We start from the raw sequence: 26,875 nt of genomic DNA on the forward strand, positions 1-26,875 counted from the left end.
AATCTGGGAGGATTGTCATGATGTCGACGGCGCAGGAACTCCATCCGGCCCCAACGCTGGAACCGGGCAGGACCATTCTCGAACTGCAAGGGCTGGAAAAGCGCTATCCCGGCACCCACGCGCTGAAGCCTGTCGACCTCGCCTTCAAGGCCGGCGAGATCCACGCCATCGTCGGCGAGAACGGCGCCGGCAAATCCACCCTGATCAAGCTTCTGACCGGCGTCATGCCGCGCACCTCCGGCGACGTCATCTGGGAGGGCAAGCCTGCCGCATTGGCAACGCCGCATGAGGCGATGGCGCTCGGCATCAATGCCGTGCATCAGGAAGTCGTCCTGTGCCGCCATCTCACCGTCGCCGCCAACATGTTCCTCGGCGAGGAGGATGCACGTTTCGGCATCCTGCAGCAGCGGGCGATGGTCAGGCAGGCGCAGAAGATCATCGACGATCTCGGCTTCGACCTGCCGGCGCATGTCATGCTGGGTGACCTGACCATCGGCCAGCAGCAACTGATCGCCGCCGCCCGCGCCACCGTGCGCGGCACCAAATTCCTGATCTTCGACGAACCGACCGCCTACCTCACCCGCAAGGAGGCCGACCAGCTGTTCACGCTGATCCGCCGGCTGAAGGGCGAAGGCGTCACCATCATCTACATCAGCCATCGCATGGAAGAAGTGTTCGAGCTCGCCGACCGCGTCTCGGTGCTGCGCGACGGCACGCTGGTCGGCACCAGGAATATCGCCGAGACCAATGACGCCGAGCTGGTCAAGATGATGATCAACCGCTCGATCGAGCAGGTCTACCACAAGGAGCATTTCACCCCCGGCGCGATGCTTGTAGAAACCAGGAACCTGTCCGGCAAGGGTTTCGAAAATGTCTCGATGTCCGTCCGCGCCGGCGAGATCGTCGGCCTCTACGGCCTGATCGGCGCCGGCCGCAGCGAGTTCGTCACCACGCTCTATGGCCGGCACCGCAAATCGGCCGGCCAGATCCTGTGGGAGGGCAAGGAGGTCAAGGTCAATTCCGAACATGACGCGATCAGGCTCGGCATGGCGCTGGCCCCGGAAAGCCGCCGCGACCAGGGCCTCTGCCTCAACCTGCCGGTCGGGCTCAACCTCAATCTGCCGATTTACAAGCGCATCTCGAATAATCTGCTGATCTCCCGCGCGCAGGAAAAGGCGCAAGCCGATCGCCAGATCGCCGACCTGCGCATCAAGACGCCGACGCGCGGCGCGCTGGCCTCCAGCCTGTCCGGCGGCAACCAGCAGAAGATCGTCATCGGCAAATGGCTCGCCCATGGCGCCAAGCTGTTCATCTTCGACGAGCCGACTGTCGGCGTCGATGTCGGCACCAAGGCCGAGATCTACCGCCTGTTTGGCGCGCTGCTGTCCAAGGGAGCCGGCATCATCCTGATCTCGTCCTACCTGCCGGAGGTCTATGAGCTCGCCGACACGCTGCACGTGTTCCGGCGCGGCAAGCTGGTGGCCACGCATGGGTTTCGTACCGCTGACCACGAGGAGATCCTCACCCAGGCGCTGGCCGAGAAACAAGAAAAACCGGGAGGACGGATATGAGCACCGAGGCGATCGCTGTCGAAAGGCCGAAACGCAATTACAACGCCCTGTTCGGGCTGACACTGCTGGCGCTGCTGGTTCTTTTGTGGGTCATCCTGTCGGTGGCGACGCCGAGCTTCGCCTCCGCCAACAACATCTCCAACCTGTTGCGGCAAGGGTCGATGATCGCCATCCTGGCGGTCGGCCAGACCTTCGTCATCATCACCGGCGGCATCGACCTTTCCGTCGGCGCCGTGGTCGGCTTCGCCACCGTCATCGTCGCGATGCTGATCAACGCCGGCACACCGGTTTTCCTCGCCATCCTGATCACCTTGCTGGTCGGCGTCGCCATCGGCATGTTCCATGGCTTCGGCATCGTCAAGATGGGCCTGCCGCCCTTCATCATCACCCTGGCAACGCTGACCTCGCTGCGCGGCATCGGCCTGTTGATGACCAACGGCAACTCGATCTCGATCAACAACGACGCCTTCCAGACGTTCTCGCGCAGTTCCTTCGTCGGCGTCCCCAATCTGTTCTGGATGGTGATCCTGGTCGGCATCCCGGCCTACATCTTCCTGCACCACAGCCGCTGGGGCCGCTATCTGTTCTCGGTCGGCTCCAACGCCGAGGCGTCGCGTCTGTCGGGCGTCAACGTCCAGCGCACCATCTACATGGCCTACACGCTGTCCGGGCTGTGCGCGGCCTTCGTCGGCGTGCTGCTTGCCTCGCGCATCGGCATCGGCAATCCGACGCAGGCCGAGGGCTGGGAATTGCAGGCGATCGCCTCCTCGGTGATCGGCGGCACCTCGTTGTTCGGCGCTGTCGGCTCCGTGCACGGGCCGCTGCTCGGCGCCTTCATCCTTGCCACCATCAACAACGGCGCCAATCTGCTTAACGTCAACGCCTTCTGGCAGCGCATCATCACCGGCGTGCTGATCATCGTCATAGTCTATTTCGACGGGCTGCGCCGCCGCGGCAAATAGATCGCCTCCCAACAGCCGGCCTCGCGACAGCAGAGCCGGCGGTGCCATGAACCGACTGGATTGAAGCATGAAAGCCGTCGTCTGCCGCTCGCCCGGCGAACTTGTCCTCGAAGATCGCCCGGCGCCTGGCGCGCCGCCCGCCGGCTGGGCGCTGGTCGCCGTCAGCCATGTCGGCATCTGCGGCACCGACTATCACATCTTCGAAGGCAAGCACCCGTTCCTCGCCTATCCCCGCATCATGGGCCACGAGGTTTCCGGCACCGTGATCGAGGTTGGCGAGGACGTCGATCTCGCCGTCGGCGAAGCGGTGATCGTCAATCCCTATCTCGCCTGCGGCAAATGCATCGCCTGCCGGCAAGGCAAGCCCAATTGCTGCATCAGGATCGAGGTGCTCGGCGTCCACCGCGACGGCGCCATGTGCGAGCAGCTCCTGGTGCCGGCGCAAAATCTTTATCCGGCAAACGGCCTGTCGCTGGCCGATGCCGCCGCCGTCGAATTCCTGGCGATCGGCGCCCATGCCGTGCGGCGCTCGCTGGTTGATCCAGGTGCGCGCACGCTGGTCATCGGCGCCGGCCCGATCGGGCTCGGCACGGCGCTGTTCGCCCGCATCGCCGGGCTCGACGTGACGCTGCTCGACATGAGTGCGGAGAGGCTGGGTTTCGCCGAAAGCGAACTCGGCTTCGCGACCCTCGACGGCTCGCGAGGCACCGCTGCCGACCTGGTGCGGGAAGCAACCGGCGGCGACGGCTTCGATGTGGTCTTCGACGCCACCGGCAGCACCCGGTCGGTGCAGTCGGCCTTCGCCCATGTCGCGCATGGCGGGGCGCTGGTCCTGGTCAGCGTCGTCAAGGACGACATCGCCTTTTCCGATCCCGAATTCCACAAGCGCGAGATGATGCTGATCGGCAGCCGCAACGCCCTGCGTGCCGATTTCGACCATGTCGCCGCCTCGATCCGCAACGGCGCGGTGCCGCTGGCAAAGCTGGTCACCCACCGCACCACGCTTGGCGAGACGCCGCGTGACCTCGCCCGCTGGGCGCATGAGAAGTCCGGCCTGATCAAGGCTGTCATTCAGGTCGGATGATGCCAGGGCTGGCGCATCTCAGAGCGCCGACAGTTTGAGCTCGATCCGCTCGGCCGGGAAGCGCGACTCCGAAAACTGTATCGGCTGACCGTCGGGCGTGACGTTGACGGCGACCGTCACCAGCACGATGGCGCCGGGCTGCAGCTCGAGGTCGGCAAGGTCGGCGGCATCCGCATGGCGCGCCGACAGCACTGTCGATTGCCGGAGATAGTCGTCGATGCCGAAACGTGCCAGCGATGCCGTGATCGAACCGGTTTCCGCCATGGCGGCATCGATGCCGGCAAAGCGCCTGGCATCGAACCAGCCGGCAGCGCGGGACACCGGCATTCCATCGGCTTCGCCGCGCGTTTCCAGGCGTATCACATCGGCCCCCTTCGCAAGGCCTAAGCCCTCTGCGACACGACGGTTGGCCGGCTCGACCGATGACGCGAGCAAGGTGATATGCCGCTCGGACGCCTGTCCTTGCAATCCCTCCGAAAAGCGGGTGCGCGCGCCGATCGGATAGGACAGCCGCCTGCGCGAAAGCACGAAGGTGCCGCGCCCCTGCTCCGCCCTGAGCACACCCTCCTGCACCAGCGCTGCGATGGCGCTGCGCACCGTATGGCGGTTGACGCCATAGCGTTCGGCCAACGCGATCTCGGGCGGCAGCGCGGCATTCTCGGGAAAATCGCCGACGGCGATCGAATGCAGGATCTGGTCGGCGATCTGCCGCCACAGCGCGACACCGCTGCGCCGCTCGATGCTGCTGGGCTGCCCGATCATTTCCGCCCCCGATCTTTTTGCCCCAGACATTTTCCTCGTGTCATGCACTCGTCATGGACACGCATTAGAAAATAGATATAATTTGTATAATTGTCTATATCAATAGACAAATGAACGCAGACGAGGAGCACCGGCCATGCGAGGACGGGAAGTGCGAGAGCAGGCCGAGCGCAAGGCCTTGATGGCGACGCTGGCCCAATCGGCCGGCGACGATATCGTCCGCCTCTGGGACGAAGCCGGCCTGCCTTCTGAGGCGGAACTTCTGCGTGGCCCCGAAACCGGCTTGGTTACCGTGCGTGGCAGCATTGGCGGCGGCGGCGCGCCCTTCAATGTTGGCGAGGCGACGGTCACCCGCGCCACGGTGCGGCTTGCGTCCGGCCATGTCGGCCACTGCTATGCGCTCGGCCGCGACAAGCAGAAGGCAAGGCTGGCGGCAATCGCCGACGCGCTCTGGCAGGATCCTGCCTACCGCAACGAGGTCGAGACCAGGATCGTCGCGCCCTTGCAAGCGGCACTGGCCAAGGCGCGTGACCAGCGCCGCGCCGAGACGGCGGCGACCAAGGTCGATTTCTTCACCATGGTGCGCGGAGAAGACTGATGGACGCTGCTGTGCAATCGATCGAAGGCGGCTTTGCCGACCCGGTGTTCAACGCCCAGACCGTATTCCGTGTCGTCATGGACGCGATGGTGCGCCCGGGCAGCGTGCAGCCGCTGCCGGCCCTCGCCCAGCCGCCGGCGCCGCTATCGGTCACCGCCGGCGCCATTGCGCTGGCGCTGTGCGACAACGACACGCCGCTCTGGCTCGACCTGGTTTTGCAGGGGTCGGCGGCGATGAAATCCTGGCTTGGCTTCCATACCGGCGCGCCGCTGGCCAACACCCCGGCCGACGCGCATTTCGCGCTGATCGCCACGCCGGCCGAGATGATGGCGCTCGACGGCTTTTCGCAAGGCACCCAGGATTATCCCGATCGCTCCACGACGCTGATCCTCGAGGTCGGCGATCTCGTCTCCGGCGCTCCGCTGCTGCTCGAAGGCCCCGGCATCGAGACGACGGCGACGATCGCGCCGGCGCAAATGCCGCGTCATTTCGTCGAGCAATGGAAGCAGAACAACCAGCGCTTTCCGCGTGGCGTCGACGTCATCCTCGCCACCACCGACGCAATTGCCTGCCTGCCGCGTACGACGCGCATCAAGATCATGGAGGCGTAGCATGTACGTCGCGGTAAAGGGTGGCGAAGCGGCCATTCGCAATGCTCACAAACTGCTCGCCGACCGCCGGCGCGGCGATCGTTCGGTGCCCGCACTTCGGCTCGACCAGATCGTCGAGCAGCTGGCGCTCGGCGTCGACCGAGTGATAAGCGAAGGTTCGCTTTATGATCGCGAACTGGCGGCACTCGCCATCGTCCAGGCGCGCGGCGACATGATCGAGGCGATCTTCCTGGTTCGCGCCTATCGCACCACGCTGCCGCGTTTCGGCTACACCAGGGCGATCGACACCGGCACGATGCTGGTCGAGCGGCGCGTGTCGGCGACCTACAAGGACCTGCCCGGCGGCCAGCTGCTCGGCCCGACCTTCGACTACACCCACCGGCTGCTCGATCCCGAGCTTGCCGCCGGCGGCGATGTCGCCGAACCGGAACAGCGTGCAGGCGAAGCGGAGGCGATGCCGCGCGTCTCGGCCATCCTCGCCCGCGAAGGCCTGATCGAGCCCGACGGCGACATGCCTGGGGATCATGTCCCCGGCGACATCACCCGCGAGCCGCTCGAATTCCCGATGGCGCGTGACATCCGCCTGCAGGCGTTGTCGCGCGGCGACGAGGGGTTTCTGCTGGCGCTCGGCTATTCCACCCAGCGCGGCTACGCGCGCAACCATCCCTTCGTCGGCGAGGTTCGCATCGGCGAGGTCGAACTGGAACTGGACGTGCCGGAACTGCCCTTTGCCGTGCCGCTCGGCAGCATCCGCGTCACCGAATGCCAGATGGTCAACCAGTTCAAGGGCTCGGCCAAGGCGCCGCCGCAATTCACCCGCGGCTACGGCCTCGTCTTCGGCCAGAGCGAGCGCAAGGCGATGGCCATGGCGCTATGTGACCGCGCTCTACGCGCCTCGGAACTCGGCGAGGACGTCGTCTCCGCCGCGCAGGACGAGGAGTTCGTCATCTCGCATTCCGACAATGTCCAGGCGACCGGCTTCGTCGAGCATCTGAAGCTGCCGCACTATGTCGACTTCCAGGCCGAGCTCGACCTCGTGCGCCGCATGCGCGCCGAGCATGATGCCCGCGAAAACGCCGGCAAGGGCGAAGAGGAGAGGGAGGCAGCGGAATGAGTGCACAACCAGCGGATATAGCCACCTACAACTTCGCCTATCTCGACGAGCAGACCAAGCGGATGATCCGCCGCGCCATCCTCAAGGGCATCGCCATTCCTGGCTATCAGGTGCCGTTCGCCTCGCGCGAAATGCCGATGCCCTATGGCTGGGGCACCGGCGGCGTCCAGGTCACCGCTTCGATCATCGGCCCGGATGATGTGCTCAAGGTCATCGACCAGGGCGCCGACGACACCACCAATGCGGTTTCGATCCGCGCCTTCTTCAAGAAGGTCGCCAATGTCGCCGTCACCACCGAGACGGCCAAGGCGACCGTCATCCAGACCCGCCACCGTATCCCCGAACACCCTTTGGCGGCCGGTCAGGTGCTGGTCTACCAGGTGCCGATCCCCGAACCGCTGCGCTTCCTCGAGCCACGCGAGACGGAGACGCGCAAAATGCATGCGCTGGAGGAGTATGGTCTGATGCATGTAAAACTCTACGAGGATATCGCCAGGCACGGCCGCATCGCCACGACCTATGCCTATCCGGTCAAGGTCGAGGGCCGCTATGTGATGGATCCCTCGCCGACACCGAAGTTCGACAATCCGAAGATGCACCGTTCGCCGGCTTTGCAATTGTTCGGCGCCGGCCGCGAAAAGCGCATCTATGCACTGCCGCCCTTCACCGATGTGGTCAGTCTCGACTTCGAGGATCATCCGTTCGAGGTACAGACCTTCGACCAGCCCTGCGCACTGTGCGGGGCCGAGAACGTTTATCTCGACGAGGTCATCCTCGACGACCATGGCGGCCACATGTTCGTCTGCTCCGATACCGATCATTGCGAGAAGCGGCGCGAACAAGGCCATCGCGGCCACCTTGCGCCTGAAACCCCTCTTGCCCTGGAAAAAACGGAGCCGGCGCAATGACCGACGAACCGCTGCTGCGCGTCTCGGCGCTGTCCAAATTCTACGGCTCGCGCGTCGGCTGTGAAAACGTCACCTTCGATTTGTGGCCGGGCGAGGTGCTGGCGGTGGTCGGCGAATCCGGTTCCGGCAAGACGACGCTGCTCAACTGCCTGTCGACGCGGCTGCTGCCCTCTTCAGGCGCCGCCAGCTATCGGATGCGCGACGGCCAGTTCCGCGAACTCTATCGCATGAGCGAGGCCGAACGCCGCTTCCTGATGCGCACCGATTGGGGCTTTGTCCATCAGAACCCCGCCGACGGGCTGCGCATGACGGTGTCGGCCGGCGCCAATGTCGGCGAGCGGCTGATGGCGGTCGGCGACCGTCACTATGGCAGAATCCGTGCGACGGCGGTCGACTGGTTGTCGCGTGTCGAGATCGACGAAGACCGCATCGACGACGAGCCGCGCGCCTTTTCCGGCGGCATGCGCCAGCGCCTGCAGATCGCCCGCAACCTCGTTACCGGCCCACGGCTGGTGTTCATGGACGAGCCGACCGGCGGCCTCGACGTCTCGGTGCAGGCGCGCCTGCTCGATCTGTTGCGCGGGCTGGTCACCGACCTTGGCCTGGCAGCCATCGTCGTCACCCACGACCTCGCGGTGGCGCGGCTGTTGTCGCAGCGCATGATGGTGATGAAGGACGGCCGCGTCGTCGAAAGCGGCCTCACCGACCGCGTCCTCGACGATCCGCGCGCGCCCTACACGCAATTGCTTGTTTCCTCGATTCTACAGGTCTGAAGATGATTGCTCCGCCGTACCCCCCTCTGGCCTGCCGGCCATCTCCCCCTCAAGGGGGGAGATTGGCTGTCGCTCTCGGTTTCGCCAGTCTTCAACGTTGCAGAACAGGCGCAACGAAAAGGCTGCCGATCTCCCCCCTTGAGGGGGAGATGCCTGGCAAGGCAGAGGGGGGTGCTGGCCCGCAAACGAACGACGATTGGAGAACCTTCTGATGCCGACCCCGCTCGTTGTCTCCGATGTCGCCAAGAGCTTCACCATGCATCTGCGCGACGGCATCAAACTGCCGGTGGTCGCCGGTGTCTCGTTCGCGATCAGGGCCGGCGAATGCTCCGTGCTCGGCGGCCCGTCCGGCGCCGGCAAGAGCTCGATCCTGAAAATGCTCTACGGCAATTATGCCGTCGACGCAGGCCAGATCATCGTCCAGCACGAGGACGGGCTGATTGACCTGCCTTCGGCCAGCCCGCGCACCGTGCTAGCTGTGCGCCGGCTCACGATCGGTTATGTCAGCCAGTTCCTGCGCACTGTACCGCGCGTCTCGGCGCTCGATGTCGTGGCCGAACCGCTGGTCGAGCGCGGCGAAGAGCGCGAAGTAGCGCGCGGTAAGGCGCGCGCCTTGCTGGCGCAGTTGAACCTGCCGGAGAAGCTCTGGGCGCTGCCGCCGGCGACGTTCTCCGGGGGCGAACAGCAGCGCGTCAACATCGCGCGCGGCTTCATCACCGAGCACCCGATCCTGCTGCTCGACGAGCCGACCGCCTCGCTCGATGCCAGGAACCGCGACGTGGTGATTTCCCTGATCGCCGCGAAGAAGGCGGCGGGCGTCGCTTTGCTCGGCATCTTCCACGATCACGACGTGCGCGAGGCTGTGGCCGATCGCATCATCGACGTGACCGCCTTCGCCGCGGGGAAAATCGCGGCATGACGAGGAAATTGTCGGAGGCGCCGCTGGTCCACGAGACGGCGGAGATCGAGAGCTCGACGCTTGGCCGCTGGACCGAGATCGCCGAACGCAGCCGGGTCTCCGAGAGCATTCTCGGCGACTATTCCTACATGATGCAGGACTGCGCCGTCTGGTGCGCGACGATTGGCAAATTCGCCAACATCGCCGCTAGCGTGCGCATCAATGCCACCAATCATCCGACCTGGCGGCCGACGCTACACCATTTCACCTATCGCGCCTCCGACTATTGGGACGACGCCGAGCACGAGAGCGAATTCTTCGCTCAGCGCCGCGCCAAACGCGTCACCATCGGCCACGACACCTGGCTCGGTCACGGCTCGACCATCCTGCCCGGCGTCACCGTCGGCGATGGCGCGGCGGTCGGTGCCGGGGCGGTCGTCTCGAAGGATGTGGCCCCCTACACCATTGTCGGCGGCGTACCGGCCAAGCCGATCCGCGAACGCTTCGACCGCCGCACTGCGGAACGCTACCAGGCGCTCGCCTGGTGGGACTGGGATCACGCCCGGCTGCGCGCCACGCTCGACGATTTTCGGGAACTGTCGGCCAATCAGTTTTTGGAGAAGCATGGGGGTTGACGCCCCGAATAAGTCAGCCGCTCAGGCAAATGTCCAAAATAATAGAAAGAAATCCTAACGTGATTAGAATAGCAACACCAGTCTGATTTAACCTGATAAGTTCTATAAATTTTTTGTCATAACCAATATCTACAAGTGATTTTTGTTTTTCTTCAATCTTATTTGCGAAATTTATCGTAACTAACGCGATTAAAAAAATGAGAATCATTAGAATAATGGCCGCGTCGCGCCCATTTCCATAATTGTACAAGTATCCCGATATTGGATGGTTCAAGCTACCAACCCGATATACGGACATCAAAACCAGGGCCACTGTGAAACTTATCGCAGCGACTACCCCTGCAGCATACAGCCGCAACCACTGGCGCCAACGTAGCAATTAGGAAGCCTCTCTTTGATACGGATTTGAATCTTTATTTCAATCTTGATGATGTGCAACCCCGGCAGAATCGCTTGGCGAATCCTGCCTTTGATATTCTACTTCTTGGCACGGTTTTCATGTCCCTGACACATCGTCGGGGCAGGACGCGGCCTTTCCTCTGGAGATCGCAATGCCTGTTTCAGTCAAACCTTCGCTCGCCGGATTCTTTGCCGGCGCCAACCCGACCCCTCCGCTGCATCTCGGCAGGCGCTACGACACCTCTGGTAATTTTCTCAACGAGCCCGGCAACACGGTCGTCTGCCATCTCGTCAATGGCTCGGCTTCAGAAGCGGGGGTCATCGAGGTGCGTGAGCGGATGCGCGCGATGCCCGATGCCGACCGGCTGGCCTTCACGCCGGTCTCCAGCCTGCACATGACGCGCTTCCAGGGCATCATCGAACATCGCCGCCGCCTTCCCTACTGGCCGCAGGACGTGCCCCTCGACACCAGCATCGACGCCATGACCCGCCTCTATCTGGAACGCCTGAACGGCTTCAAAGGCTGCGGTGCTTTCAACGTCAGGGTCGTTGAAATCGTACCGACTGGCCTGACCGTCGCCGGCGCTTCCACCGAGGACCGGCGCGTTATGCGTTCCTGGCGCGATGCCCTGTCGGTGCCGTTCGGATACCGGCATCCCGACCACGACAACTATGTGTTCCACATCACCTTCGCCTACCCGATTCGGCGCCTGGACGACGACCGGGCATCCGCATGGCAGGATCTGTTCGATGACTGCCTGTCGCTCCTTGCGCATCAGGCACCGGTGATCGAGCTGCGACCACCGGCTTTCTGCAGCTTCAGCGACATGAAGCATTTCGAGGAGCTTGTTGTGCTGGGTTGATCGCGCTGCGAGGCTGTGGGCGGTAACAAAACTGACATCAATCCGACACCGCAGGTTCATGCGGCTGCGCTAGCGAGAGTTAACAGACCTTCAATTGCGACTGGACTGGAGCCTGCACCATGTCAGCTACGCTCGAAATCCGCGGCGTCACCCGACGGTTCGGCAAGAACACCGCCGTCAGCAATGTTCACATCTCCATTCCGCAAGGCCAGATGGTCGGCATCATCGGCCGCTCCGGCGCCGGCAAATCGACGCTTCTGCGCATGATCAACCGCCTCATCGATCCGAGCCAGGGATCCATCCTGTTCGACGGCGTCGAGGTCTCCGGGTTGCGCGGCTCGCCGCTCCGGCGCTGGCAGCGCGACTGCGCCATGATCTTCCAGCAATTCAACCTGGTGCCGCGCCTCGACGTGCTGACCAATGTGCTGCTCGGCCGGCTCAACCACCGTTCGACCCTGTCCAACCTGTTCGGCATGTTTTCCCGCGGCGAATGCGCCGAGGCGGTTGCAGCTCTCGAGCGCCTCGACATCGCCCGCACCGCGCTGCAGCCTGCTGGCACCCTTTCCGGCGGCCAGCAGCAGCGCGTTGCGATTGCGCGTGCCATGATGCAACAGCCGAAGGTGTTGCTCGCCGACGAGCCGATCGCCTCGCTCGACCCGCTCAACGCCAAGGTGGTGATGGATTCGCTGCAGGACATCAATTTGCGCGAAGGCATCACCGTCATCACAAATCTCCATACGCTTGATACGGCCCGCAACTATTGCAACCGCATCGTCGGCATGGCCGCCGGCAAGGTGGTCTTCGACGGCCCGCCCGAAGACCTCAACCGCGAGGCCGTGCGCATGGTCTACGGCGCCGACAGCAATGGCGCCGAAATCTCCGAGGCCATCACCTCGACCATTGTCGCCGTCAAACAGAAGATCGCTGCATCCGCCGGACCGCTCGAGCCAGCGTTTCCTGGTTGCTGAGAACGGCCTGATCGCTCGCCCGCGTCAAAGGCACCCGTCAAAAATTCGAACGCTACCGGCGCGAGGCCGGGACCAACAGGAGAGAGATAATGTTCAGGAAGATGGTTTTCGGTGCGGTTTCATTGCTCGCCATCGCAGCAAGTGCTGCTCACGCCCAGGATATCAAGGAATTCCGCGTCGGCATTCTCGGCGGCGAGAACGAAGCGGACCGGCTGCGCAACTTTCAGTGCCTCGCCGATCATCTGAAGACCGAATTCGGTTTCGAAAAGGTCTCGCTGTTCCCGGCTGCCGACTATGATGGCGTCATCCAGGGCCTGCTCGGCGGCACGCTCGATTTCGCCGAGCTTGGCGCGTCAGGCTATGCCAGCGTCTATCTCAAGGATCCGAACGCCGTCACCCCGATCCTCACCACCCAGCAGACCGACGGCGCGACCGGTTATTATTCGATTGGCCTGGCGCTGAAGTCGTCCGGCATCACCGACATCAAGTCGGCAAAGGGCAAGAAGCTCGGCTATGCCGACCCGGATTCGACCTCCGGCTATCTGATCCCGCTGACCCAGATCCCGAAGGACACCGGCGCTTCGAACGAAACCTTCTTCGCCTCGACGCAGTTCAATGGCGGTCACGAGAACAACGTTCTCGCCGTCCGCGACGGCAAGGTCGACGTGGCGGTTGACGATTCTTCCGGCATCGGCGACTTCAAGAACGGTTACACGTCCGGCACCTTCCACAAGGAAGTCGCCAAGGGCGCCGTCGACCCCAACGACTTCGTCGAAGTCTGGCGTTCTGGCCTGATCCCGAACGGCCCGCTGGTCGTGCGCACCGCGCTCGGCGGCGATATGACCGCCAAGCTCGCCAACTTCTTCACCAGCCTGCCGGCCAAGGACAAGCCCTGCTTCGAGGCCATCGAAGGCGGCGATTTCACCGGCTACGTTCCGGTGAAGCCGGACTTCTACAGCGTCATCGTCGAAGCCCGCAAAGCCGCGATCGGCGGCTGACGACAATTGCGGAAAGGGCGGCGTCCATTAGAGCGACGTGCGTCCACTTGGACGCACAAAGTACGCTCTAACACTTAGATGCCGCATCGTGCTTTCCGAAAGTCGAACTTCGACTTTCGGGCCGATGCGGTCGCCGCCCTTTTTGCGTGTCCGCTCGTGACCCCGTATGACCTTCGCCGCTACAATTCGTTCAGACGCGGTCCGGCAGGCAGCAGACGCCTGGCGACGCCAGACGTCCTTGCGCCGGTTCTACACGGCGCTCGGCATCGGCTTACTGCTTGTCGCCATGTGCACAGCCATGTGGTTCGCCGACGAGGCCAATGCGGGGCATTTCTTCGATCGGCTACCGCACATACTGGATTTCCTTAGTTGGCTTGTTCCCAAGGACTGGAACGACGTCTGGCGGGCGCTGTTCGACATCGCATCGCCGCACGACAAGGGCAGCCAGGAGTTCAATTTCCCGCTTGGTCGCGTCTATCTCTGGGGCGGCTTTTATCTACCCGAATATTTCGAGCTGATGCTCACCACGCTTAACGTGGCGCTGGTTTCCACTTTCATCGGCTTTGTCTTTGCGGTGCCCTTTTCCTTCATCGCCGCGCGCAACTTGACGCCCAGTCCGGTGCTCAGGCTCGTCGTCAAGCGCTTCATGGAACTGCTTCGCGCCTTCCCGGAGATCGTCATTGCCGGCCTGTTCGCAGCCATCCTCTCGACCGGCCCGGTCGCGGCCATCATCGCCATCGGCCTGCATTCGATCGGCGCCCTCGGCAAGCTCTTCTACGAGATCAATGAAAACATCGACATGCGCGCCGAAGAAGGCCTGCGCGCGGTCGGCGCCAACTGGTTCGAGCGCGTGCGCTTTGCCGGCCTGCCGCAAGTGCTGCCCAATTTCATGTCCTACACGCTGCTCAGGATCGAGATCAATGTGCGTATCTCGACCATTATCGGCGCGGTCGGTGGTGGCGGCATCGGCGAGGAACTGAAGCTCTCCATCTCGCGCGGTTTCGGCGCCAAGACGCTGGCATTGGTGCTGCTGCTGTTCACGACGATCTTCCTCGTCGACCAGTTTTCCGCCTGGCTACGCCGCAAGCTCGTCGGTGAGCAGGCATTCATGATGGGCGCCTGACCATGATCCCAAAAAGTGGATTCCGGTTTTTGGAAAAGATCATGGCAAATCAACAAGAAGACTGCCCATGGCCGCAATGACCGCCGATGAGATGCAGTCGATCGAGGAGCGCTTTCCCCAAGTGTTCCGGCGGCCCCTGTACAAACGCTTCGGCCCGCTGGTCCTGTTCACCGGCATCCTGCTCTACCTCCTCTACGCCTTGTGGTTCTTCAGCCTGCCGCAAGTGCTGAGGGAATCGCACTGGGAGCGCCTGCCGCTCTTCCTGACGCAATGGATCAGCTACGATCTGCAGCCGGAATTCCGTCTCGACCAGCCTCAGATCACACCCAGATACCCGCGTTTTTCGGCGCTTGGCGAAGACCCGCATCCCGATTGGGTCATCACCAATGCCAACGGCTCCTACACCATCCTGATCGACGGCCGAGCCAAATCCGTCACCTTCGACAAGGCCGAGGCGACGCTTGTCGCCTTTGGCCGGACGGTGCCGGTGTCGTTGGCCAGCGGCAAACCGGTAATATCCGGCCCGGTGCCGGAGTGGATCACCGTGCATGACGACGAAATCGTCGCCAGGATGGGCTTTGCCGGCGAGGTCCGTATGACCGTCGATCGCGTCAAGGTCCGCAAGCGCTTCCTTGGCTGGGCGAATTTCGTCTTCGACACACGCTCGCCCTTCTTCGGCAAGTCACCCGGCGACGTGGTCTCGTTGCTGATGTCCGGACCCCAGCTCAAGCCGGGCACATCCAATCTGGCACTGGCCGGCGACAACATCTGGAACAACGCCCAGTGGCAGCATGGCGATGTCTGGACGAAGCTGTTCCAGACCATCGTCATGGCGTTTCTCGGCACCTTGCTCGGCGGCATCGTTGCCTTCCCGCTTGCCTTCTTCGCCGCACGCAACATCACCCCGAGCGGCCTGCTTAGCCAGGTGCTCAAGCGGTTCTTCGATTTCATGCGTTCGGTCGACATGCTGATCTGGGCGCTGTTCTTCACCCGCGCCTTCGGCCCGGGTCCGCTTGCCGGCAGCGCCGCGATTTTCTTCACCGAGATCGGCACGCTCGGCAAAGTCTATTCGGAAGGCCTCGAGAACATCGACGACAAGCCACGCGAGGGCATCCAGTCGACCGGCGCCAACGGCTTGCTGGTGCAGCGCTATGGCGTGCTGCCGGAAGTGATCCCGGTCTTCATCAGCCAGACACTCTATCAGTGGGAATCCAACACCAGGGGCGCGACGATCATCGGCGCCGTCGGTGCCGGTGGCATCGGCCTGAAGCTCTGGGAGGCGATGCGCACCAATTCCAACTGGGCCAATGTCTTCTACATGGTGCTCTTGGTCCTGCTCGTCGTTTTCATCTTCGACAACATTTCCAATTTCCTGCGCCGCCGCTTGAGCAGGACGATCCACGACTACAACCGGATCCAGGCCGGCCAGGATTAACGGGGGCGTTGCGCAGGCGTGCGGTTAGGGCGCCTTCCTCCATCCATTCCTGATATGCTTGTAGCCGTCGCGGTAGACGGCTTCCGGGCTTTCGGAAAAGTCGCGCCACACCTTGGTGGCCCCGGCCAAATCCTTCAGCGAGCGGCCGAACGCCTCGATTGTCAGCCAATCGTCATAGCCGCTGTTGCGAATGGCTGAGAAAGTCTCCTTCCAGGGGATGTGGCCGCGGCCCGGCACGCCGCGATCATTCTCCGAAATATGGATATGGACGACGTTCTTGCGGTTGCGCGAATAGGCGCCGATCGGGTCGGCCTCTTCGATGTTGGCATGGAAGGTGTCGTACATCGCCTTGATGTGCGGCCGGTCGATCGCGTCGATATGCTCCGACAAATCGTCCATCGTGTTGAGCAGATAGCATTCGAAGCGGTTGAGCGCCTCCAGCCCGATGGTGACACCCTTGTTGCCGGCATGGTCACCGATGGCGCGCTGCGAAGCGATCGAACGTTTTTTCTCGGCCGCCGTCGGCCCGCTGCCGGAGAAGGCCCCGAGTGTCGAATGCAGCGGGCCGCTCAACGTGTTCGCGCCAAGCGCCTGAGCGCAGTCGATCGCCGACTTCATGTAGTCGATGCCGGCCTTGCGCGTCGAGGCATCCGGCGAGATCAGGTTCATCGCCGGATCGCCCATCGCCGAGACGGCGGTGCGTTGCAGCCCGATACGGTCGAGCAGCTCGCCGAGTTTCCTGTAGTCGTCCGGCGTGCCGGAGAAGACCGGTATTTCGACGCCGTCGAAGCCGGTCGCCTTGATGTCCCTGAGTAGCGGCTCGTGTTTTTTCGAGACACTGGTCGTCCACAACAACATGCACATGCCGATTTTCATCGACGCCCCCTCCCTTTGACGGCCGGGCTTGCTCCTCTGGCGACTTCGCCACAAGCCCCCTCATCCGGCCGCTTCGCGGCCACCTTCTCCCCGCTGGGGAGAAGAAGCAGACGCCAACGCTGGCGATCTCCTCTCCCCTCGGGGAGAGGTCGGATTGCCCCGAATTGCCCTTGCAATTCGGCTGGCAATCCGGGTGAGGGGGGCTTCCCGTTAACCGGACGCAGCGATTAAAGTTTCGTCCACGCCCCATTCTTCTTCGACGACTTCACGCAGGCCTCAATGAAGGCCATGCCCTCGACGCCGTCCTCCACGGTCGGGAAGACGACATCCTTGGCCGGCTTGCCGCCCTTCTGGCGCGCCGCACGAATAGCCCGCGCGGCTTCCTGGTAGATATTGGCAAAGCCTTCGAGATAGCCTTCCGGATGCCCTGGCGGAACGCGGCTGACGCGCCCGGCGACGGGGAGCGCGCCGGCGCCGTTTCGGGTGATCAACTGCTTCGGCTGGCCGAACGGCGTGTACCAGAGATAGTTCGGGTCGGCCTGCACCCATTCGAGCCCGCCCTTCGAGCCGTAGATGCGCAATTTCAGCCCGTTCTCGTGGCCGGGCGCCACTTGGCTTGCCCAGATCATGCCCTTGGCGGGGTGCGACCCGCCGACCGGCCTAAAGCGCAGCAGCACATTGATGTTGTCGTCGAGCAGCCTCCCCGGCACGAAGGCATCGAGATCGGCCGACAACGAATCGAGCTCCAGCCCGGATACGAAACGGGCAAGGTTGTAGGCGTGCGTGCCAATGTCGCCCAGCGCGCCGCCGGCACCGGCCTGCTTGGGGTCTGAGCGCCACGCAGCCTGCTTCTGGCCGGTGGCGGCCAGATCTTCGGTCAGCCAGTCCTGCGGATATTCCGACTGCACGATGCGGATATCGCCGAGCTGTCCCTTGGCCACCATCTCGCGTGCCTGCCGCACCATCGGATAGGCGGTGTAGTTATGCGTCAGCACGAACACCTTGCCGGTCTTTTCGACCAGCGCCGCCAGCTTCTTTGCCTCGGCCAGCGTCGTCGCCAGCGGCTTGTCGCAGATGACGTGGATGCCGGCCTCGAGAAAAGCCTTGGCAGCCGGCACGTGCACATTGTTCGGCGTGACGATGGCCACCGCCTCGATGCCGTCCGGCCGCTTGGCCTCCGCCTTGGCCATCTCGGCATAAGAGCCGTAGCTGCGTGCGGGATCGAGCCCAAGCTCGGCGGCCGAGGCCTTAGCGCGCTCCGGATCCGACGACAAGGCGCCGGCGACCAGCACGAACTCGTTATCCATGCGCGCTGCGATGCGGTGCACCGCGCCGATAAAGGCGCCTTGTCCGCCGCCGACCATGCCGTAGCGGATCGGACCGCCCCCCGTTTCCGCCTTCGATGCACCAACCATGATTTTCTCCCTCGTTATCTGAGATACCCCTCCCCCTTGAGGGGAGGGTCGACGCGTAGCGTCGGGGTGGGGTCGCCGGGCATGAAGCTCGGCATGGACCGACCCCATCCGGCCCTCCGGGCCACCCTCCCCTCGAGGGGGAGGGATATCTGTGCTAGATCCCCATCATCCCGCGCAGCACCTTTTTATCGGTCGTGCCGCCGGCGAAATCGTCGAACGCTTTTTCCGTAACCCTGATGATGTGGTGCTGGATGAAGGGAGCGCCTTCGGCCGCACCATCCTCCGGGTGCTTGAGGCAGCATTCCCATTCCAGCACCGCCCATGAATCGTAATTGTATTGGGTGAGCTTGGAGAAGATGCCGCCGAAATCCACCTGCCCGTCGCCGAGCGAGCGGAAACGCCCGGCGCGGTTGGTCCAGCTCTGGTAGCCGGAATAGACGCCTTGCCGCCCGGTCGGATTGAATTCGGCGTCCTTGACGTGGAACGCCTTGATCCGCTCGTGGTAGATGTCGATGAATTCGAGATAATCGAGCTGCTGCAGCAGGAAGTGCGACGGGTCGTAGTTGATGTTGCAGCGCTTGTGGCCGCCGACCGCATCGAGGAACATTTCGAACGTCGCGCCGTCGAACACGTCCTCGCCCGGATGGATTTCGTAGCCGATATCGACGCCGTTCTCGTCATAGACGTCGAGGATCGGCTTCCAGCGTTTGCCGAGTTCGGCAAACGCTTCCTCGATCAATCCCGCCGGCCGCTGCGGCCAGGGGTAGAGGTATGGGAAGGCCAGGGCGCCGCAAAACGACACCGACGCCTTGAGCCCGAGATTCTTCGACGCCTTGGCGGCGAACTTCATCTGTTCGACCGCCCATTGCTGCCTGGCCTTTGGATTGTTGTGCACCGCAGCCGGCGCGAAGCCGTCGAACTGTGCATCGTAGGCCGGATGCACCGCCACCAGCTGCCCCTGCAGATGCGTCGACAATTCGGTGATCTCGACGCCGGCATCGGCGCAGACGCCCTTCACCTCGTCGCAATAGGCCTTGGAGGAGGCTGCCTTCTCGAGATCGAACAGTCGGGCGTCCCATGTCGGGATCTGCACGCCCTTGTAGCCCAGACCAGCCGCCCATTCGGTGATCGAGGCCAGCGAATTGAACGGAGCGGCGTCGCCCGCAAACTGCGCCAGGAACAGACCAGGCCCCTTCATCGTCGTCGGCATCGGCATCTCCCTATGTTTCACGACCAAGCATAGCGCCGATTGAAAACAGGGCCAGCTTCTTTGGTCTCTTTGCACAGCGCGCTCGGCGCCGCTATTCTGGTATTACCAAATGCCGAAATCTGGTCAAGCCGTTTGACGCGCTGCCGCAGCCCTGCAACCATGCCGAGTTAAGCCACATGTTTAAGTATAATCAATAGCATAGTCATGAGCCAACGCTTGATGGCAGCACTTCTTGCCGTCCAGATGAAATTACTGTAGACCTCCCATTAAGCCCAATTGGTCGAACCAGTTTGCTAAAAATGCTGGGACGCCTTGGGGAGGAATCATGCGGCAGGCTTCGGCAGAGTGCGCCGCAGGCGACTGGTACAGGCGATTCTGGGAAGGATAGACCATGCATCTTTCGACACACAATTGGATGCGGGCGGAGCCGCTGGAAACGACGCTCAAGCGCATCAAGAAATTCGGCTATGAGTCGATCGAGATTTCCGGCGAACCCGAACAATACAAGCCCAAGGAGACGCGCGCGCTGTTGAAGGAGCACGGCATTCGCTGCTGGGGAGCGGTGACGCTGATGCTGGGCGAGCGCAATCTCGCCGCCAAGAACCAGGGCCAGCGCGAGCGCTCCGTGCAATACGTCAAGGACGTGCTGACCATGGTCAGCGAACTTGATGGCGAGATCATCACGCTGGTTCCCGCCACCGTCGGCAAGGTGGTGCCGGACGGCACCGAGGAAGAGGAATGGAAATGGGTGGTCGACGCCACCCGGGAATGCTTCACCCACGCCAAGAAGGTCGGCGTCAAGATCGCGGTCGAGCCGCTCAACCGCTTTGAAACCTATCTGTTCAACCGCGGCGCCCAGGCACTGGCGCTGGCCGATGCGGTCAGCCCCGAATGCGGCGTCTGCCTCGACGCCTACCACATCCACATGGAAGAATTTAACGTCTATGACGCCATCCGGCAGGTCGGCAAGCGCCTATACGACTTCCATGTCGCCGACAACAACCGCTTCGCCGCCGGCCTCGGGCAGATCGACTGGCCGAAGATCGTCGGCACGCTGAAGGAGATCGGCTATGACGGCGCGCTGACCAATGAATTCGTCGCCCCCGTCGACCGCACGCCGGCTGCCCCCTATCCCGACATGGTCGAACGCAACCCCGTCGACATCTCGCCGGAGCAGTTGAAATTCATTCAGGACCACGGCTCCAGCGTGCTTACGGAAAAATTCTACACCGACCAGATGCGCATCAATGCGGAAACGCTGCTGCCGCTGATCAAGTAGCTGAGCCGTTTGGAAAAAGCCCTTCCGCCTCACCGCGGCCGGGCCGAGGATGAACATGCGCATCAAGACGGTCCAAGCCTGGTGGGTTCGCATACCGATCGAAGCCGCGAAGCAACACCGCAGCGACTTCGGTCAGGTGGCGACATTCGACGCCGCCATCCTGCGCATCGAAACCGACGACGGTCTGGTCGGCTGGGGCGAAGGCAAGAATGCCGCCGGCAGCGCCGGCAGCTACGGCGCTCTCGTCCATTTGCTAAACTACGAGGTCGGCCCGCAGCTGGTTGGCCGCGACCCGGCCGACATCGGCGTCATATGGGAGATGCTCTATAATGGCACGCGCCACGACAGCGCCGCTCGCGCCGGCCATGCCATGCCGCAATTGGCACGACGGGGCATGAGCATCGCCGCCATCAGCGCCGTCGACATCGCATTGTGGGACATTCTTGGCAAGTCGCTCGGCGTTCCGGTCTGGCGGCTGCTCGGCGGCCGCAAGCTGGACCGCATGCCGGCCTATGCTTCCGGCGGCTGGGCCACTGCGGAAGCCATCGGCGACCAGCTGCAGTCCTACATCGCCAACGGCGGCTTCAAGGCGCTGAAGATGCGCGTCGGCGCCATGGACGGCGCCCCACATATCTCGGCCGCTCGCGTTCGCGCCGCAAGACAGGCGCTCGGTCCCGATATCGACCTGATGGTCGACGCGCACGGCACTTACACGGTGGCCGAAGCCAAGCGCTTCATCCATCTCGCCGGCGACCTCGATCTCGCCTGGTTCGAGGAGCCGGTGATCGCCGACGACAAGCCCGGCATGGCCGAGGTGCGCGCCTGCGGCTCGATCCCGATCGCCACCGGCGAAAGCGAGGCGACGCGCTATGCCTTCCGCGACCTCGCCGTACTCAAATCCGCCGATATCTTCCAGCCGGATCCGGCCTTTTGCGGTGGAATCAGCGAGGCGATGAAGATCGGCACCATCGCCAGCGCCTTTAATCTGCGCTTTGCGCCGCACCTTTGGGCGGGTGCGCCCTGCTTCTTTGCCGGGCTGCATGTCTGCGCTGCTTCGCCGGCGAGCTTCACCGTCGAATATTCGCTCGGCGCCAATCCGATGATCCACGATCTGATCGAAGAGACTGTCGAAGCAAAGGACGGTATGGTAGCGATCCCTGATAGACCCGGGCTGGGATTCACCATTTCGGAGCGGTTCCTGGAGGCGCACGCGCAACACGGCTGACATGAAAGAAAAGAACCTTCTCGCGGAACTCGCCGCCTATCTGTTCTCCCATTCGGACAAGGAGACGGGCCGCACGCCGTCGGAGCGCGAACTGGCAGAGCATTTCAGCGTCAGCCGCGGCCAGATCCGCGAGGCGCTGGCCATTCTCGAGGCCATGCGCATCGTCGAGCGACGGGCGAAATCCGGCATCTACATCGATACGAAGCAGGCGAGCGTCGAGGCGATGGCGCTGTTCGCCCGCGCCGGCCTGCCGCTCGATCCCATCCAGATCTACGAGACGGTCGAGTTGCGCAAGATCCACGAGATCAAGGCCGCCGAACTTGCCTGTTCACGCGCCACCGAGGAGAATTTCGAGCGGCTGCGCGAGATCCTGAAGGCCTCCGAGGATCGCATCGCCGCCGGTGAAGGCCTTGCCCGGGAAGACCGCGAGTTCCACCTCGAGATCGTGCGGGCGACCAAGAACAGCGTCTTCCACAATATCTGCAGCGTCTACTACATGATGGGTGAGCTGCGCCTGCCGATCTATTTCAACGATCCCGAACGCAGCGTGCGCTCCCATGCCGAGCATATCCAGATCTACGAGGCGCTGCTGCGCCGCGACGGCAATCTCGCCCAGGCGCTGATGAGCGCCCACCTGCAAGGCGCGGAAAGCTACTGGAAGGGGCTGATCGAGGGGCGTGGGGCGGAACCCGAAAGCCCAGCGCTCGAAAAGGCCTGAAATGCCCAAGATCCTGTCGACACACAGACTGCACCCCCGTGCCTCTTCCATACTGACAGGGGCCGGCGAACTCGTCGTTGCTTCCGCCCTCGACGCGCACACGCTGGCCGCCGAGGCAAGGGACGCCGATGTCATCATCGTTCGCGCTCCCTTGCCTGCGGCGCTTTTCGAAGGCGCGTTGAAGCTCAGGGCCGCGATCCGCCACGGCGCCGGGCTGGACATGGTACCGATGGAAGCGGCCAATGCGGCCGGCGTGTTGGTGGCGAACGTGCCGGGGGTGAACGCGCGATCCGTCGCCGAATATGTAATGTTCGCGGCGCTGGCACTGCTTAGGCGCTTTCGTGTGTTGGACCGCGACTTGCGCGCGAAGGGTTGGCTGGCCGGCCGCGAACACACCGTCGTGGCCAGTGAGCTAGCGGGCAAGACGATCGGCATTGTCGGCCTCGGCGCGATCGGCCAGGCGGTTGGCCATATCGCGGCCCATGGGTTCGATCTGAATGTGGTGGCGACGACGCGCAGCATGCGGCCGGCGCCGGACAAGGTCGGCTTCCTGTCGATCGATGCGCTGATCGAGCAGAGCGACATCATCGTTCTGTGCTGCCCGCTGACGCCCGAAACACGGGGGCTCATCAGCCGCGAGCGCATTGACCGGATGAAGCCGGATGCGCTGCTGATCAATGTTTCGCGCGGGCCGGTGATCGATGACGACGCGCTGATCGAGGCCTTGCAGAAGGGCCGCATCGGCGGCGCTGCGCTCGATGTTTTTGCAACACAACCGCTGCCGCCCAACCATCCTTATTTCGGCTTCGACAATGTCATCGTCACCCCGCACATGGCCGGGATCACCGAACAGTCGATGATGCGCATGGGCGTCGGCGCGGCTGGCGAAGCCTTGCTGGTGCTGGCCAACAGATTGCCGGTCAATCTGCGCAACCCCGAAGTGGTCGAGCACTACCGGCGGCGGTTCCCTGCCGATTTCTGAGAGCGCCCTAATTTTCCCGAATTCGCCGGCGACGGTACCGGCATGGCACACGTCACAAAATTCCTGCTGACCGCCGGCTTCTGCGTGGCGACGGCGCAAGCCTTCGCCAACGGACAGGGCAGCTACGTGTTCTGCGACAACGGCTTGCGCTGCGTGGCGGCACCCTGTCCATCGAACAGCGCACTCGACCTCGCTACTGGTAAGCTTATCAAAGGTGTTTCGATCGACATCGATCGCCTACCGCAGCGAGACAAGGCGCTGGATCTTTCGGACAAACTCTATGCCGGCAAGGTCGTTGTTGTCGGATCGATCGAGAACCGCACCCGGACCTTTAACGGCAAGCGGTACACCCTGCCTTGGCTGATTGCCACCAGCATCGAACGCGCCGCCAAGGACAGCGAACGCGGCCACTGCTCGTCGCGCTGACACGCGCTATCGGATCAATTTGCAAGCAGCGCCTCCACGCCCGCTGCGATGCGCAGCAGGTGGTGGTCATGGCCATTGCGCGCCACCAGCATCAGCCCGGCCGGGCGCGTCATTCCCGGCATCGGCAGCGAGATGGCTGACAGATCGAACTGGTTGGCGACCTGCGTGTTGCGCAGCAGAAGGCCTTCCGTCCTGTTCCACAGAGCCTCGTCGTCGGTCATCGAGACGATCGTCGGCGCCGTCACCGGCGTGGTCGGCAGGGCCAGCGCGTCGACCGCTGCCAGTCGGTCGTCCATTGCGGCGGCCAGCGCCGTGCGGCAGCGCATTGCCCTGATATAGACCGTGGCCGGAATGGCGGCGGCGCGCGACAATGGTCCGCTTACCCGCGGGTCGACCGGCGTCGCCACTCCGGTCGCCAGCCGGTCGGCATGGATCTCCGCCCCTTCCATCGCCGCGATCGACGCGCGCTTGGTTGCCGCGCGCAGATCGGCAAGCAGGTCGTCGATCGACAGTTCCGCAAGCCGTGCGCCGCTAAGCTCCATCTTGCGCAGACACCGGTCGAACGTCGTCGCGACCTCTTCCTGCGTATCATCGAACAGCACGCCGCGCGCAATACCGATGCGCAGGCCGTCCAGCGGCAGCGGCAACAATGCCGCCAGGTTTTCGCCCGACATCACTGCATCGGCCGCCGCACATTCGGCGACGGTGCGGGCCAGCGGACCGATCGAGTCCAGCGTGGCCGACAGCGGAAACGCACCCGCGAGCGGCACGCGCCGCGCCGTCGGCTTGAAACCGACGACGCCATTCAACGATGCCGGAATGCGTACCGAACCGCCGGTATCGGAACCGATGGAGATTTCGCTGGTACCTTCGCCGACCGAAACCGCGGCGCCTGAGGACGAGCCGCCCGGGATACGGCTGGCATCGCTTGCATTGCCGGGCGTACCGTAATGTGGGTTGACGCCGATCGCAGTGAAGGCGAACTCGGTCATGTTGGTCTTGCCGAGGATGACTGCACCGGCCTGGCGCAGCCGTCGCACGACAATGGCATCCCGCAGCGCCGGCGCTGCGGTGGCGAGCAGCAGAGAGCCCGCCGTGGTCGGCTCGCCGGCGACATCGAACAGATCCTTGATCGAGACGGTCGCCCCATCGAGCAGCCCGAGTGTGACGCCGGCTTTTCGCCGCGCATCGGCGGCGTCCGCCGCCGCCCGTGCGGCTTCCGGGTAGAGCTTTACGAAAACGCTCTCATCGCCCACGCGAGCGGCAAGACGCGAAAGAATTGCTTCGAGGCGATCACGGGCTGATTGCATTTTTCGGTGTCGGACTCCGCCCACTTGCAACGTCTTAAGGTAGCAGCCACTAGCTGGCCGCAGGAGACATAGCCCGGCACGGTCGGATTTGCACCTGTCGAACCGAAGGAGGAAGGCCCGATGCTCTACCAAGGCAGCTGCCACTGCGGCAAGGTCGCGTTCGAGGTCGAAGGCGAGTTGACCGGAGCCGTTCGGTGCAATTGCTCGATCTGCTCGCGCAAGAGTGCACTGCTATGGGCAGTGCCGCATGAGAGCATGCGGGTACTTGCCTGGGGCGATGATCTCGGCCGCTACAGCTTCGGCAACCATGTCATCGCCCACCGCTTCTGCCGCAGCTGCGGCATTCACCCCTTCGCCGAGGATGTCGGCGAAGGGAGCGGGCGAAGTGCCTATATCAATATTCATTGCATCGAGGCGTTGGACGTCGCCGCCGTGCCGGTCTTCGACTTCGACGGCCGTTCAGTTTAGGCCTTGGGATCGTCGATCGGCTTCGGGCCAAGGAAGAACGCCGCCAGGGCGGCAAGCAACGTCGCCGCCGCGCAATAGGCGAAGGCGCTGGCAACGCCGGCATTGTCGACCAGCAGGCCGCCGAAGACGGCGCCCAACGCGATGGCGACCTGAAATGTCATAACCATCAGCCCGCCGGCGCTTTCCGCCTGATCGGGGGCGGCCCGCACCAGCCAGGTCTGCAGCCCGACCGGCACCGCGCCGAAGGCAAAGCCCCAGCTGGCCACTGCTATTGCAGCCACCACGGGTGAGGCTCCGACCACCAGCAGCAACACCGCCGAAAACGCGATCAGCAGAGGCGCCAGGCTGACGGCTGCCTTGAGGCTGCGTTCGGCGATAAAGCCGCCGGCGAAATTGCCGAAAAAGCCACCAATGCCGTAGGCGAGCAGCACAAGCGAGATCGTCTCGATGTCCAGCGTGGGCACCTTCTCGAGAAACGGGCGGACATAAGTGAAGCCGGCAAAGTGTCCCGAGGCGACCAGCAACACCACCAGCAGTGCCACCCTGATCATCGGCCGCTTCATCACCTCCAGCAGCGTGCGAAAACCTGCCGTACCTGCCGGCGGCAGCTTCGGAATGGTAGCCACCTGCACCAGCAGCGCCAGCGCGCCGACCACGGCAGCGATCATGAACGCTGTCCGCCATCCCCAGATGTCGCCGACATAGGCGCCGACCGGAGCCGCACAGACCGTCGCCACCGAGACGCCGGTGAGGATGATCGACATGGCACGCGGCATCAGCCGCATCGGAACGAGCCGCATCGCCATGGCTGCCGACATCGACCAGAAGCCGCCAAGACTGATCCCGAGCATGATGCGGGCGATCAGAAGAACGGGAAGCGACGATGCAAACGCGGCCACCAGGTTTGACAGCACAAGCAGCACCGTCAGCGCCCACATGACCAGCCTGCGGTCCAGCCGCTTGGTGACAATGGCCATGGTCGGCGCCGCGATCGCGCCAATGACGGCGGTGGCCGTTACCGCCTGCCCGGCGGCGCCTTCGGTGATGCCGAGATCCTGCGCAAGCGGCGTCAGCAGGCTGGCGGGCAGGAATTCCGCGGTCACCAGGCCGAAGACTCCGAGCGCCAGGGAGACCACCGCCCCCCATGCCGGTTCGGACCGTTCGCCGGTTTCCGATGGGTCGAGAACGGCGTCCATGACGCCTGTCGCGGGTTCGGTCATGAGGGATCTCCGGTCTGTTGCAGCGCAGCATCTAGCTGCAATGC

27 protein-coding genes are annotated in these 26,875 nt (G+C 63.5%); 21 read left to right on the plus strand and 6 right to left on the minus strand.

All coding sequences use genetic code 11. The features are described from left to right. Nucleotides 1-17: 17 nt before the first annotated feature. From NKI95_RS02675 to NKI95_RS02685, 3 genes are all read left to right on the plus strand, one after another. Nucleotides 18-1,571, plus strand: coding sequence for a sugar ABC transporter ATP-binding protein (locus NKI95_RS02675; RefSeq protein ID WP_292664617.1), 1,554 nt, complete (start codon nt 18-20; stop codon nt 1,569-1,571). Beyond that, nucleotides 1,568-2,533 (plus strand): ABC transporter permease, encoded by a 966-nt coding sequence (locus NKI95_RS02680; protein WP_292664616.1) that lies wholly within the window; start codon nt 1,568-1,570, stop codon nt 2,531-2,533. The genes NKI95_RS02675 and NKI95_RS02680 overlap by 4 nt, the downstream gene beginning before the upstream one ends. A gap of 67 nt (nt 2,534-2,600) precedes the next feature. Then, nucleotides 2,601-3,617 carry a zinc-binding alcohol dehydrogenase family protein gene (locus tag NKI95_RS02685; protein WP_352713974.1) on the plus strand — a complete coding sequence of 339 codons (1,017 nt, stop codon included), beginning with the start codon at nt 2,601-2,603 and terminating at the stop codon, nt 3,615-3,617. A gap of 18 nt (nt 3,618-3,635) precedes the next feature. On the opposite strand, the gene phnF is transcribed toward NKI95_RS02685, so the two are convergent. Further along, nucleotides 3,636-4,379 (minus strand): phosphonate metabolism transcriptional regulator PhnF, encoded by a 744-nt coding sequence (gene phnF, locus NKI95_RS02690; RefSeq protein WP_352713977.1) that lies wholly within the window; start codon nt 4,377-4,379, stop codon nt 3,636-3,638. Between the two features lie 136 nt (nt 4,380-4,515). Between phnF and phnG the strand changes: the two genes are divergently transcribed. The 12 genes from phnG (at nt 4,516) to phnE (NKI95_RS02750) (ending at nt 15,702) form a co-directional block, all read left to right on the plus strand. Further along, nucleotides 4,516-4,977, plus strand: coding sequence for a phosphonate C-P lyase system protein PhnG (gene phnG, locus NKI95_RS02695; RefSeq protein WP_352713981.1), 462 nt, complete (start codon nt 4,516-4,518; stop codon nt 4,975-4,977). Beyond that, nucleotides 4,977-5,588, plus strand: coding sequence for a phosphonate C-P lyase system protein PhnH (gene phnH / locus NKI95_RS02700; protein WP_352713985.1), 612 nt, complete (start codon nt 4,977-4,979; stop codon nt 5,586-5,588). Before phnG ends, phnH begins: the two co-directional genes overlap by 1 nt. Before the next feature lies 1 nt (nt 5,589). Beyond that, nucleotides 5,590-6,702, plus strand: a complete 1,113-nt coding sequence (locus tag NKI95_RS02705; protein WP_352713988.1) for a carbon-phosphorus lyase complex subunit — start codon at nt 5,590-5,592, stop codon at nt 6,700-6,702. Then, nucleotides 6,699-7,610 carry an alpha-D-ribose 1-methylphosphonate 5-phosphate C-P-lyase PhnJ gene (locus NKI95_RS02710; protein ID WP_352713992.1) on the plus strand — a complete coding sequence of 304 codons (912 nt, stop codon included), beginning with the start codon at nt 6,699-6,701 and terminating at the stop codon, nt 7,608-7,610. Before NKI95_RS02705 ends, NKI95_RS02710 begins: the two co-directional genes overlap by 4 nt. Next, complete coding sequence (phnK, locus tag NKI95_RS02715; protein WP_352713996.1) at nt 7,607-8,383, plus strand: phosphonate C-P lyase system protein PhnK; 777 nt, start codon at nt 7,607-7,609, stop codon at nt 8,381-8,383. The genes NKI95_RS02710 and phnK overlap by 4 nt, the downstream gene beginning before the upstream one ends. A gap of 211 nt (nt 8,384-8,594) precedes the next feature. Continuing rightward, nucleotides 8,595-9,302 carry a phosphonate C-P lyase system protein PhnL gene (gene phnL / locus NKI95_RS02720; RefSeq protein ID WP_352713999.1) on the plus strand — a complete coding sequence of 236 codons (708 nt, stop codon included), beginning with the start codon at nt 8,595-8,597 and terminating at the stop codon, nt 9,300-9,302. Next, nucleotides 9,299-9,916, plus strand: a complete 618-nt coding sequence (locus NKI95_RS02725) for a DapH/DapD/GlmU-related protein (protein WP_352714004.1) — start codon at nt 9,299-9,301, stop codon at nt 9,914-9,916. Before phnL ends, NKI95_RS02725 begins: the two co-directional genes overlap by 4 nt. Nucleotides 9,917-10,467: 551 nt before the next feature. After that, nucleotides 10,468-11,178, plus strand: a complete 711-nt coding sequence (locus NKI95_RS02730; RefSeq protein WP_352714008.1) for a DUF1868 domain-containing protein — start codon at nt 10,468-10,470, stop codon at nt 11,176-11,178. A gap of 119 nt (nt 11,179-11,297) precedes the next feature. Continuing rightward, nucleotides 11,298-12,146, plus strand: coding sequence for a phosphonate ABC transporter ATP-binding protein (phnC, locus tag NKI95_RS02735; RefSeq protein ID WP_352714013.1), 849 nt, complete (start codon nt 11,298-11,300; stop codon nt 12,144-12,146). 89 nt (nt 12,147-12,235) lie between these two features. Next, entirely contained in the window at nt 12,236-13,144 is a 909-nt protein-coding gene (phnD, locus tag NKI95_RS02740; RefSeq protein WP_352714014.1) for a phosphonate ABC transporter substrate-binding protein, read from the plus strand. 166 nt (nt 13,145-13,310) lie between these two features. Further along, nucleotides 13,311-14,267 carry a phosphonate ABC transporter, permease protein PhnE gene (gene phnE, locus NKI95_RS02745; protein WP_352714016.1) on the plus strand — a complete coding sequence of 319 codons (957 nt, stop codon included), beginning with the start codon at nt 13,311-13,313 and terminating at the stop codon, nt 14,265-14,267. 67 nt (nt 14,268-14,334) lie between these two features. Continuing rightward, nucleotides 14,335-15,702 (plus strand): phosphonate ABC transporter, permease protein PhnE, encoded by a 1,368-nt coding sequence (gene phnE / locus NKI95_RS02750; protein WP_352714019.1) that lies wholly within the window; start codon nt 14,335-14,337, stop codon nt 15,700-15,702. Between the two features lie 24 nt (nt 15,703-15,726). On the opposite strand, the gene NKI95_RS02755 is transcribed toward phnE (NKI95_RS02750), so the two are convergent. The 3 genes from NKI95_RS02755 to NKI95_RS02765 all read right to left on the minus strand — a co-directional run bounded on the left by NKI95_RS02755 (nt 15,727) and on the right by NKI95_RS02765 (nt 19,203). Continuing rightward, a complete protein-coding gene (locus NKI95_RS02755) occupies nt 15,727-16,578 on the minus strand; it encodes a sugar phosphate isomerase/epimerase family protein (protein WP_352714023.1) in 852 nt (283 codons plus the stop codon). Nucleotides 16,579-16,805: 227 nt separating this feature from the next. After that, entirely contained in the window at nt 16,806-17,993 is a 1,188-nt protein-coding gene (locus tag NKI95_RS02760; RefSeq protein ID WP_352714026.1) for a Gfo/Idh/MocA family protein, read from the minus strand. Nucleotides 17,994-18,147: 154 nt separating this feature from the next. Beyond that, nucleotides 18,148-19,203, minus strand: a complete 1,056-nt coding sequence (locus tag NKI95_RS02765; RefSeq protein WP_352714029.1) for a sugar phosphate isomerase/epimerase family protein — start codon at nt 19,201-19,203, stop codon at nt 18,148-18,150. Nucleotides 19,204-19,594: 391 nt separating this feature from the next. Between NKI95_RS02765 and NKI95_RS02770 the strand changes: the two genes are divergently transcribed. Genes NKI95_RS02770 through NKI95_RS02790 form a run of 5 tightly spaced genes read left to right on the plus strand, consistent with a single transcriptional unit; the run spans nt 19,595 to nt 23,833 of the window. Next, nucleotides 19,595-20,482: a sugar phosphate isomerase/epimerase family protein gene (locus NKI95_RS02770; protein ID WP_352469252.1), complete on the plus strand. Its 888-nt coding sequence runs from the start codon at nt 19,595-19,597 to the stop codon at nt 20,480-20,482. Between the two features lie 55 nt (nt 20,483-20,537). Then, entirely contained in the window at nt 20,538-21,707 is a 1,170-nt protein-coding gene (locus NKI95_RS02775) for a mandelate racemase/muconate lactonizing enzyme family protein (RefSeq protein ID WP_352714036.1), read from the plus strand. A 1-nt stretch (nt 21,708) separates the two neighbouring features. Next, the gene (locus NKI95_RS02780; RefSeq protein ID WP_352714040.1) at nt 21,709-22,425 is read left to right on the plus strand and encodes a FadR/GntR family transcriptional regulator; all 717 of its coding nucleotides are present in this window, start codon (nt 21,709-21,711) and stop codon (nt 22,423-22,425) included. Nucleotide 22,426: 1 nt separating this feature from the next. Further along, nucleotides 22,427-23,407, plus strand: a complete 981-nt coding sequence (locus tag NKI95_RS02785) for a hydroxyacid dehydrogenase (protein ID WP_352714044.1) — start codon at nt 22,427-22,429, stop codon at nt 23,405-23,407. Between the two features lie 42 nt (nt 23,408-23,449). Continuing rightward, entirely contained in the window at nt 23,450-23,833 is a 384-nt protein-coding gene (locus tag NKI95_RS02790) for a hypothetical protein (RefSeq protein ID WP_352714048.1), read from the plus strand. A 14-nt stretch (nt 23,834-23,847) separates the two neighbouring features. On the opposite strand, the gene NKI95_RS02795 is transcribed toward NKI95_RS02790, so the two are convergent. Further along, nucleotides 23,848-25,143, minus strand: a complete 1,296-nt coding sequence (locus NKI95_RS02795; RefSeq protein ID WP_352714050.1) for an amidase — start codon at nt 25,141-25,143, stop codon at nt 23,848-23,850. A 120-nt stretch (nt 25,144-25,263) separates the two neighbouring features. Between NKI95_RS02795 and NKI95_RS02800 the strand changes: the two genes are divergently transcribed. Then, a complete protein-coding gene (locus NKI95_RS02800; protein WP_352714055.1) occupies nt 25,264-25,611 on the plus strand; it encodes a GFA family protein in 348 nt (115 codons plus the stop codon). Here NKI95_RS02800 and NKI95_RS02805 read toward each other — a convergent pair. Continuing rightward, nucleotides 25,608-26,831 carry an MFS transporter gene (locus tag NKI95_RS02805; protein WP_352469246.1) on the minus strand — a complete coding sequence of 408 codons (1,224 nt, stop codon included), beginning with the start codon at nt 26,829-26,831 and terminating at the stop codon, nt 25,608-25,610. The genes NKI95_RS02800 and NKI95_RS02805 overlap by 4 nt on opposite strands. Nucleotides 26,832-26,875 lie beyond the last annotated feature (44 nt).

The sequence above is a fragment of the Mesorhizobium sp. M0306 genome (assembly GCF_040321655.1).
Taxonomy (GTDB): Bacteria; Pseudomonadota; Alphaproteobacteria; order Rhizobiales; family Rhizobiaceae; genus Mesorhizobium.

What these genes read in the sequence shown, in the direction of transcription:
- NKI95_RS02675 (WP_292664617.1), top strand. Translation starts at nt 18, where the DNA reads ATGATGTCGACGGCGCAGGAACTCCATCCGGCCCCAACGCTGGAACCG.
- NKI95_RS02680 (WP_292664616.1), top strand. Translation starts at nt 1,568, where the DNA reads ATGAGCACCGAGGCGATCGCTGTCGAAAGGCCGAAACGCAATTACAAC.
- NKI95_RS02685 (WP_352713974.1), top strand. Translation starts at nt 2,601, where the DNA reads ATGAAAGCCGTCGTCTGCCGCTCGCCCGGCGAACTTGTCCTCGAAGAT.
- phnF (WP_352713977.1), bottom strand. Translation starts at nt 4,379, where the DNA reads ATGATCGGGCAGCCCAGCAGCATCGAGCGGCGCAGCGGTGTCGCGCTG.
- phnG (WP_352713981.1), top strand. Translation starts at nt 4,516, where the DNA reads ATGCGAGGACGGGAAGTGCGAGAGCAGGCCGAGCGCAAGGCCTTGATG.
- phnH (WP_352713985.1), top strand. Translation starts at nt 4,977, where the DNA reads ATGGACGCTGCTGTGCAATCGATCGAAGGCGGCTTTGCCGACCCGGTG.
- NKI95_RS02705 (WP_352713988.1), top strand. Translation starts at nt 5,590, where the DNA reads ATGTACGTCGCGGTAAAGGGTGGCGAAGCGGCCATTCGCAATGCTCAC.
- NKI95_RS02710 (WP_352713992.1), top strand. Translation starts at nt 6,699, where the DNA reads ATGAGTGCACAACCAGCGGATATAGCCACCTACAACTTCGCCTATCTC.
- phnK (WP_352713996.1), top strand. Translation starts at nt 7,607, where the DNA reads ATGACCGACGAACCGCTGCTGCGCGTCTCGGCGCTGTCCAAATTCTAC.
- phnL (WP_352713999.1), top strand. Translation starts at nt 8,595, where the DNA reads ATGCCGACCCCGCTCGTTGTCTCCGATGTCGCCAAGAGCTTCACCATG.
- NKI95_RS02725 (WP_352714004.1), top strand. Translation starts at nt 9,299, where the DNA reads ATGACGAGGAAATTGTCGGAGGCGCCGCTGGTCCACGAGACGGCGGAG.
- NKI95_RS02730 (WP_352714008.1), top strand. Translation starts at nt 10,468, where the DNA reads ATGCCTGTTTCAGTCAAACCTTCGCTCGCCGGATTCTTTGCCGGCGCC.
- phnC (WP_352714013.1), top strand. Translation starts at nt 11,298, where the DNA reads ATGTCAGCTACGCTCGAAATCCGCGGCGTCACCCGACGGTTCGGCAAG.
- phnD (WP_352714014.1), top strand. Translation starts at nt 12,236, where the DNA reads ATGTTCAGGAAGATGGTTTTCGGTGCGGTTTCATTGCTCGCCATCGCA.
- phnE (WP_352714016.1), top strand. Translation starts at nt 13,311, where the DNA reads ATGACCTTCGCCGCTACAATTCGTTCAGACGCGGTCCGGCAGGCAGCA.
- phnE (WP_352714019.1), top strand. Translation starts at nt 14,335, where the DNA reads ATGGCCGCAATGACCGCCGATGAGATGCAGTCGATCGAGGAGCGCTTT.
- NKI95_RS02755 (WP_352714023.1), bottom strand. Translation starts at nt 16,578, where the DNA reads ATGAAAATCGGCATGTGCATGTTGTTGTGGACGACCAGTGTCTCGAAA.
- NKI95_RS02760 (WP_352714026.1), bottom strand. Translation starts at nt 17,993, where the DNA reads ATGGTTGGTGCATCGAAGGCGGAAACGGGGGGCGGTCCGATCCGCTAC.
- NKI95_RS02765 (WP_352714029.1), bottom strand. Translation starts at nt 19,203, where the DNA reads ATGCCGACGACGATGAAGGGGCCTGGTCTGTTCCTGGCGCAGTTTGCG.
- NKI95_RS02770 (WP_352469252.1), top strand. Translation starts at nt 19,595, where the DNA reads ATGCATCTTTCGACACACAATTGGATGCGGGCGGAGCCGCTGGAAACG.
- NKI95_RS02775 (WP_352714036.1), top strand. Translation starts at nt 20,538, where the DNA reads ATGCGCATCAAGACGGTCCAAGCCTGGTGGGTTCGCATACCGATCGAA.
- NKI95_RS02780 (WP_352714040.1), top strand. Translation starts at nt 21,709, where the DNA reads ATGAAAGAAAAGAACCTTCTCGCGGAACTCGCCGCCTATCTGTTCTCC.
- NKI95_RS02785 (WP_352714044.1), top strand. Translation starts at nt 22,427, where the DNA reads ATGCCCAAGATCCTGTCGACACACAGACTGCACCCCCGTGCCTCTTCC.
- NKI95_RS02790 (WP_352714048.1), top strand. Translation starts at nt 23,450, where the DNA reads ATGGCACACGTCACAAAATTCCTGCTGACCGCCGGCTTCTGCGTGGCG.
- NKI95_RS02795 (WP_352714050.1), bottom strand. Translation starts at nt 25,143, where the DNA reads ATGCAATCAGCCCGTGATCGCCTCGAAGCAATTCTTTCGCGTCTTGCC.
- NKI95_RS02800 (WP_352714055.1), top strand. Translation starts at nt 25,264, where the DNA reads ATGCTCTACCAAGGCAGCTGCCACTGCGGCAAGGTCGCGTTCGAGGTC.
- NKI95_RS02805 (WP_352469246.1), bottom strand. Translation starts at nt 26,831, where the DNA reads ATGACCGAACCCGCGACAGGCGTCATGGACGCCGTTCTCGACCCATCG.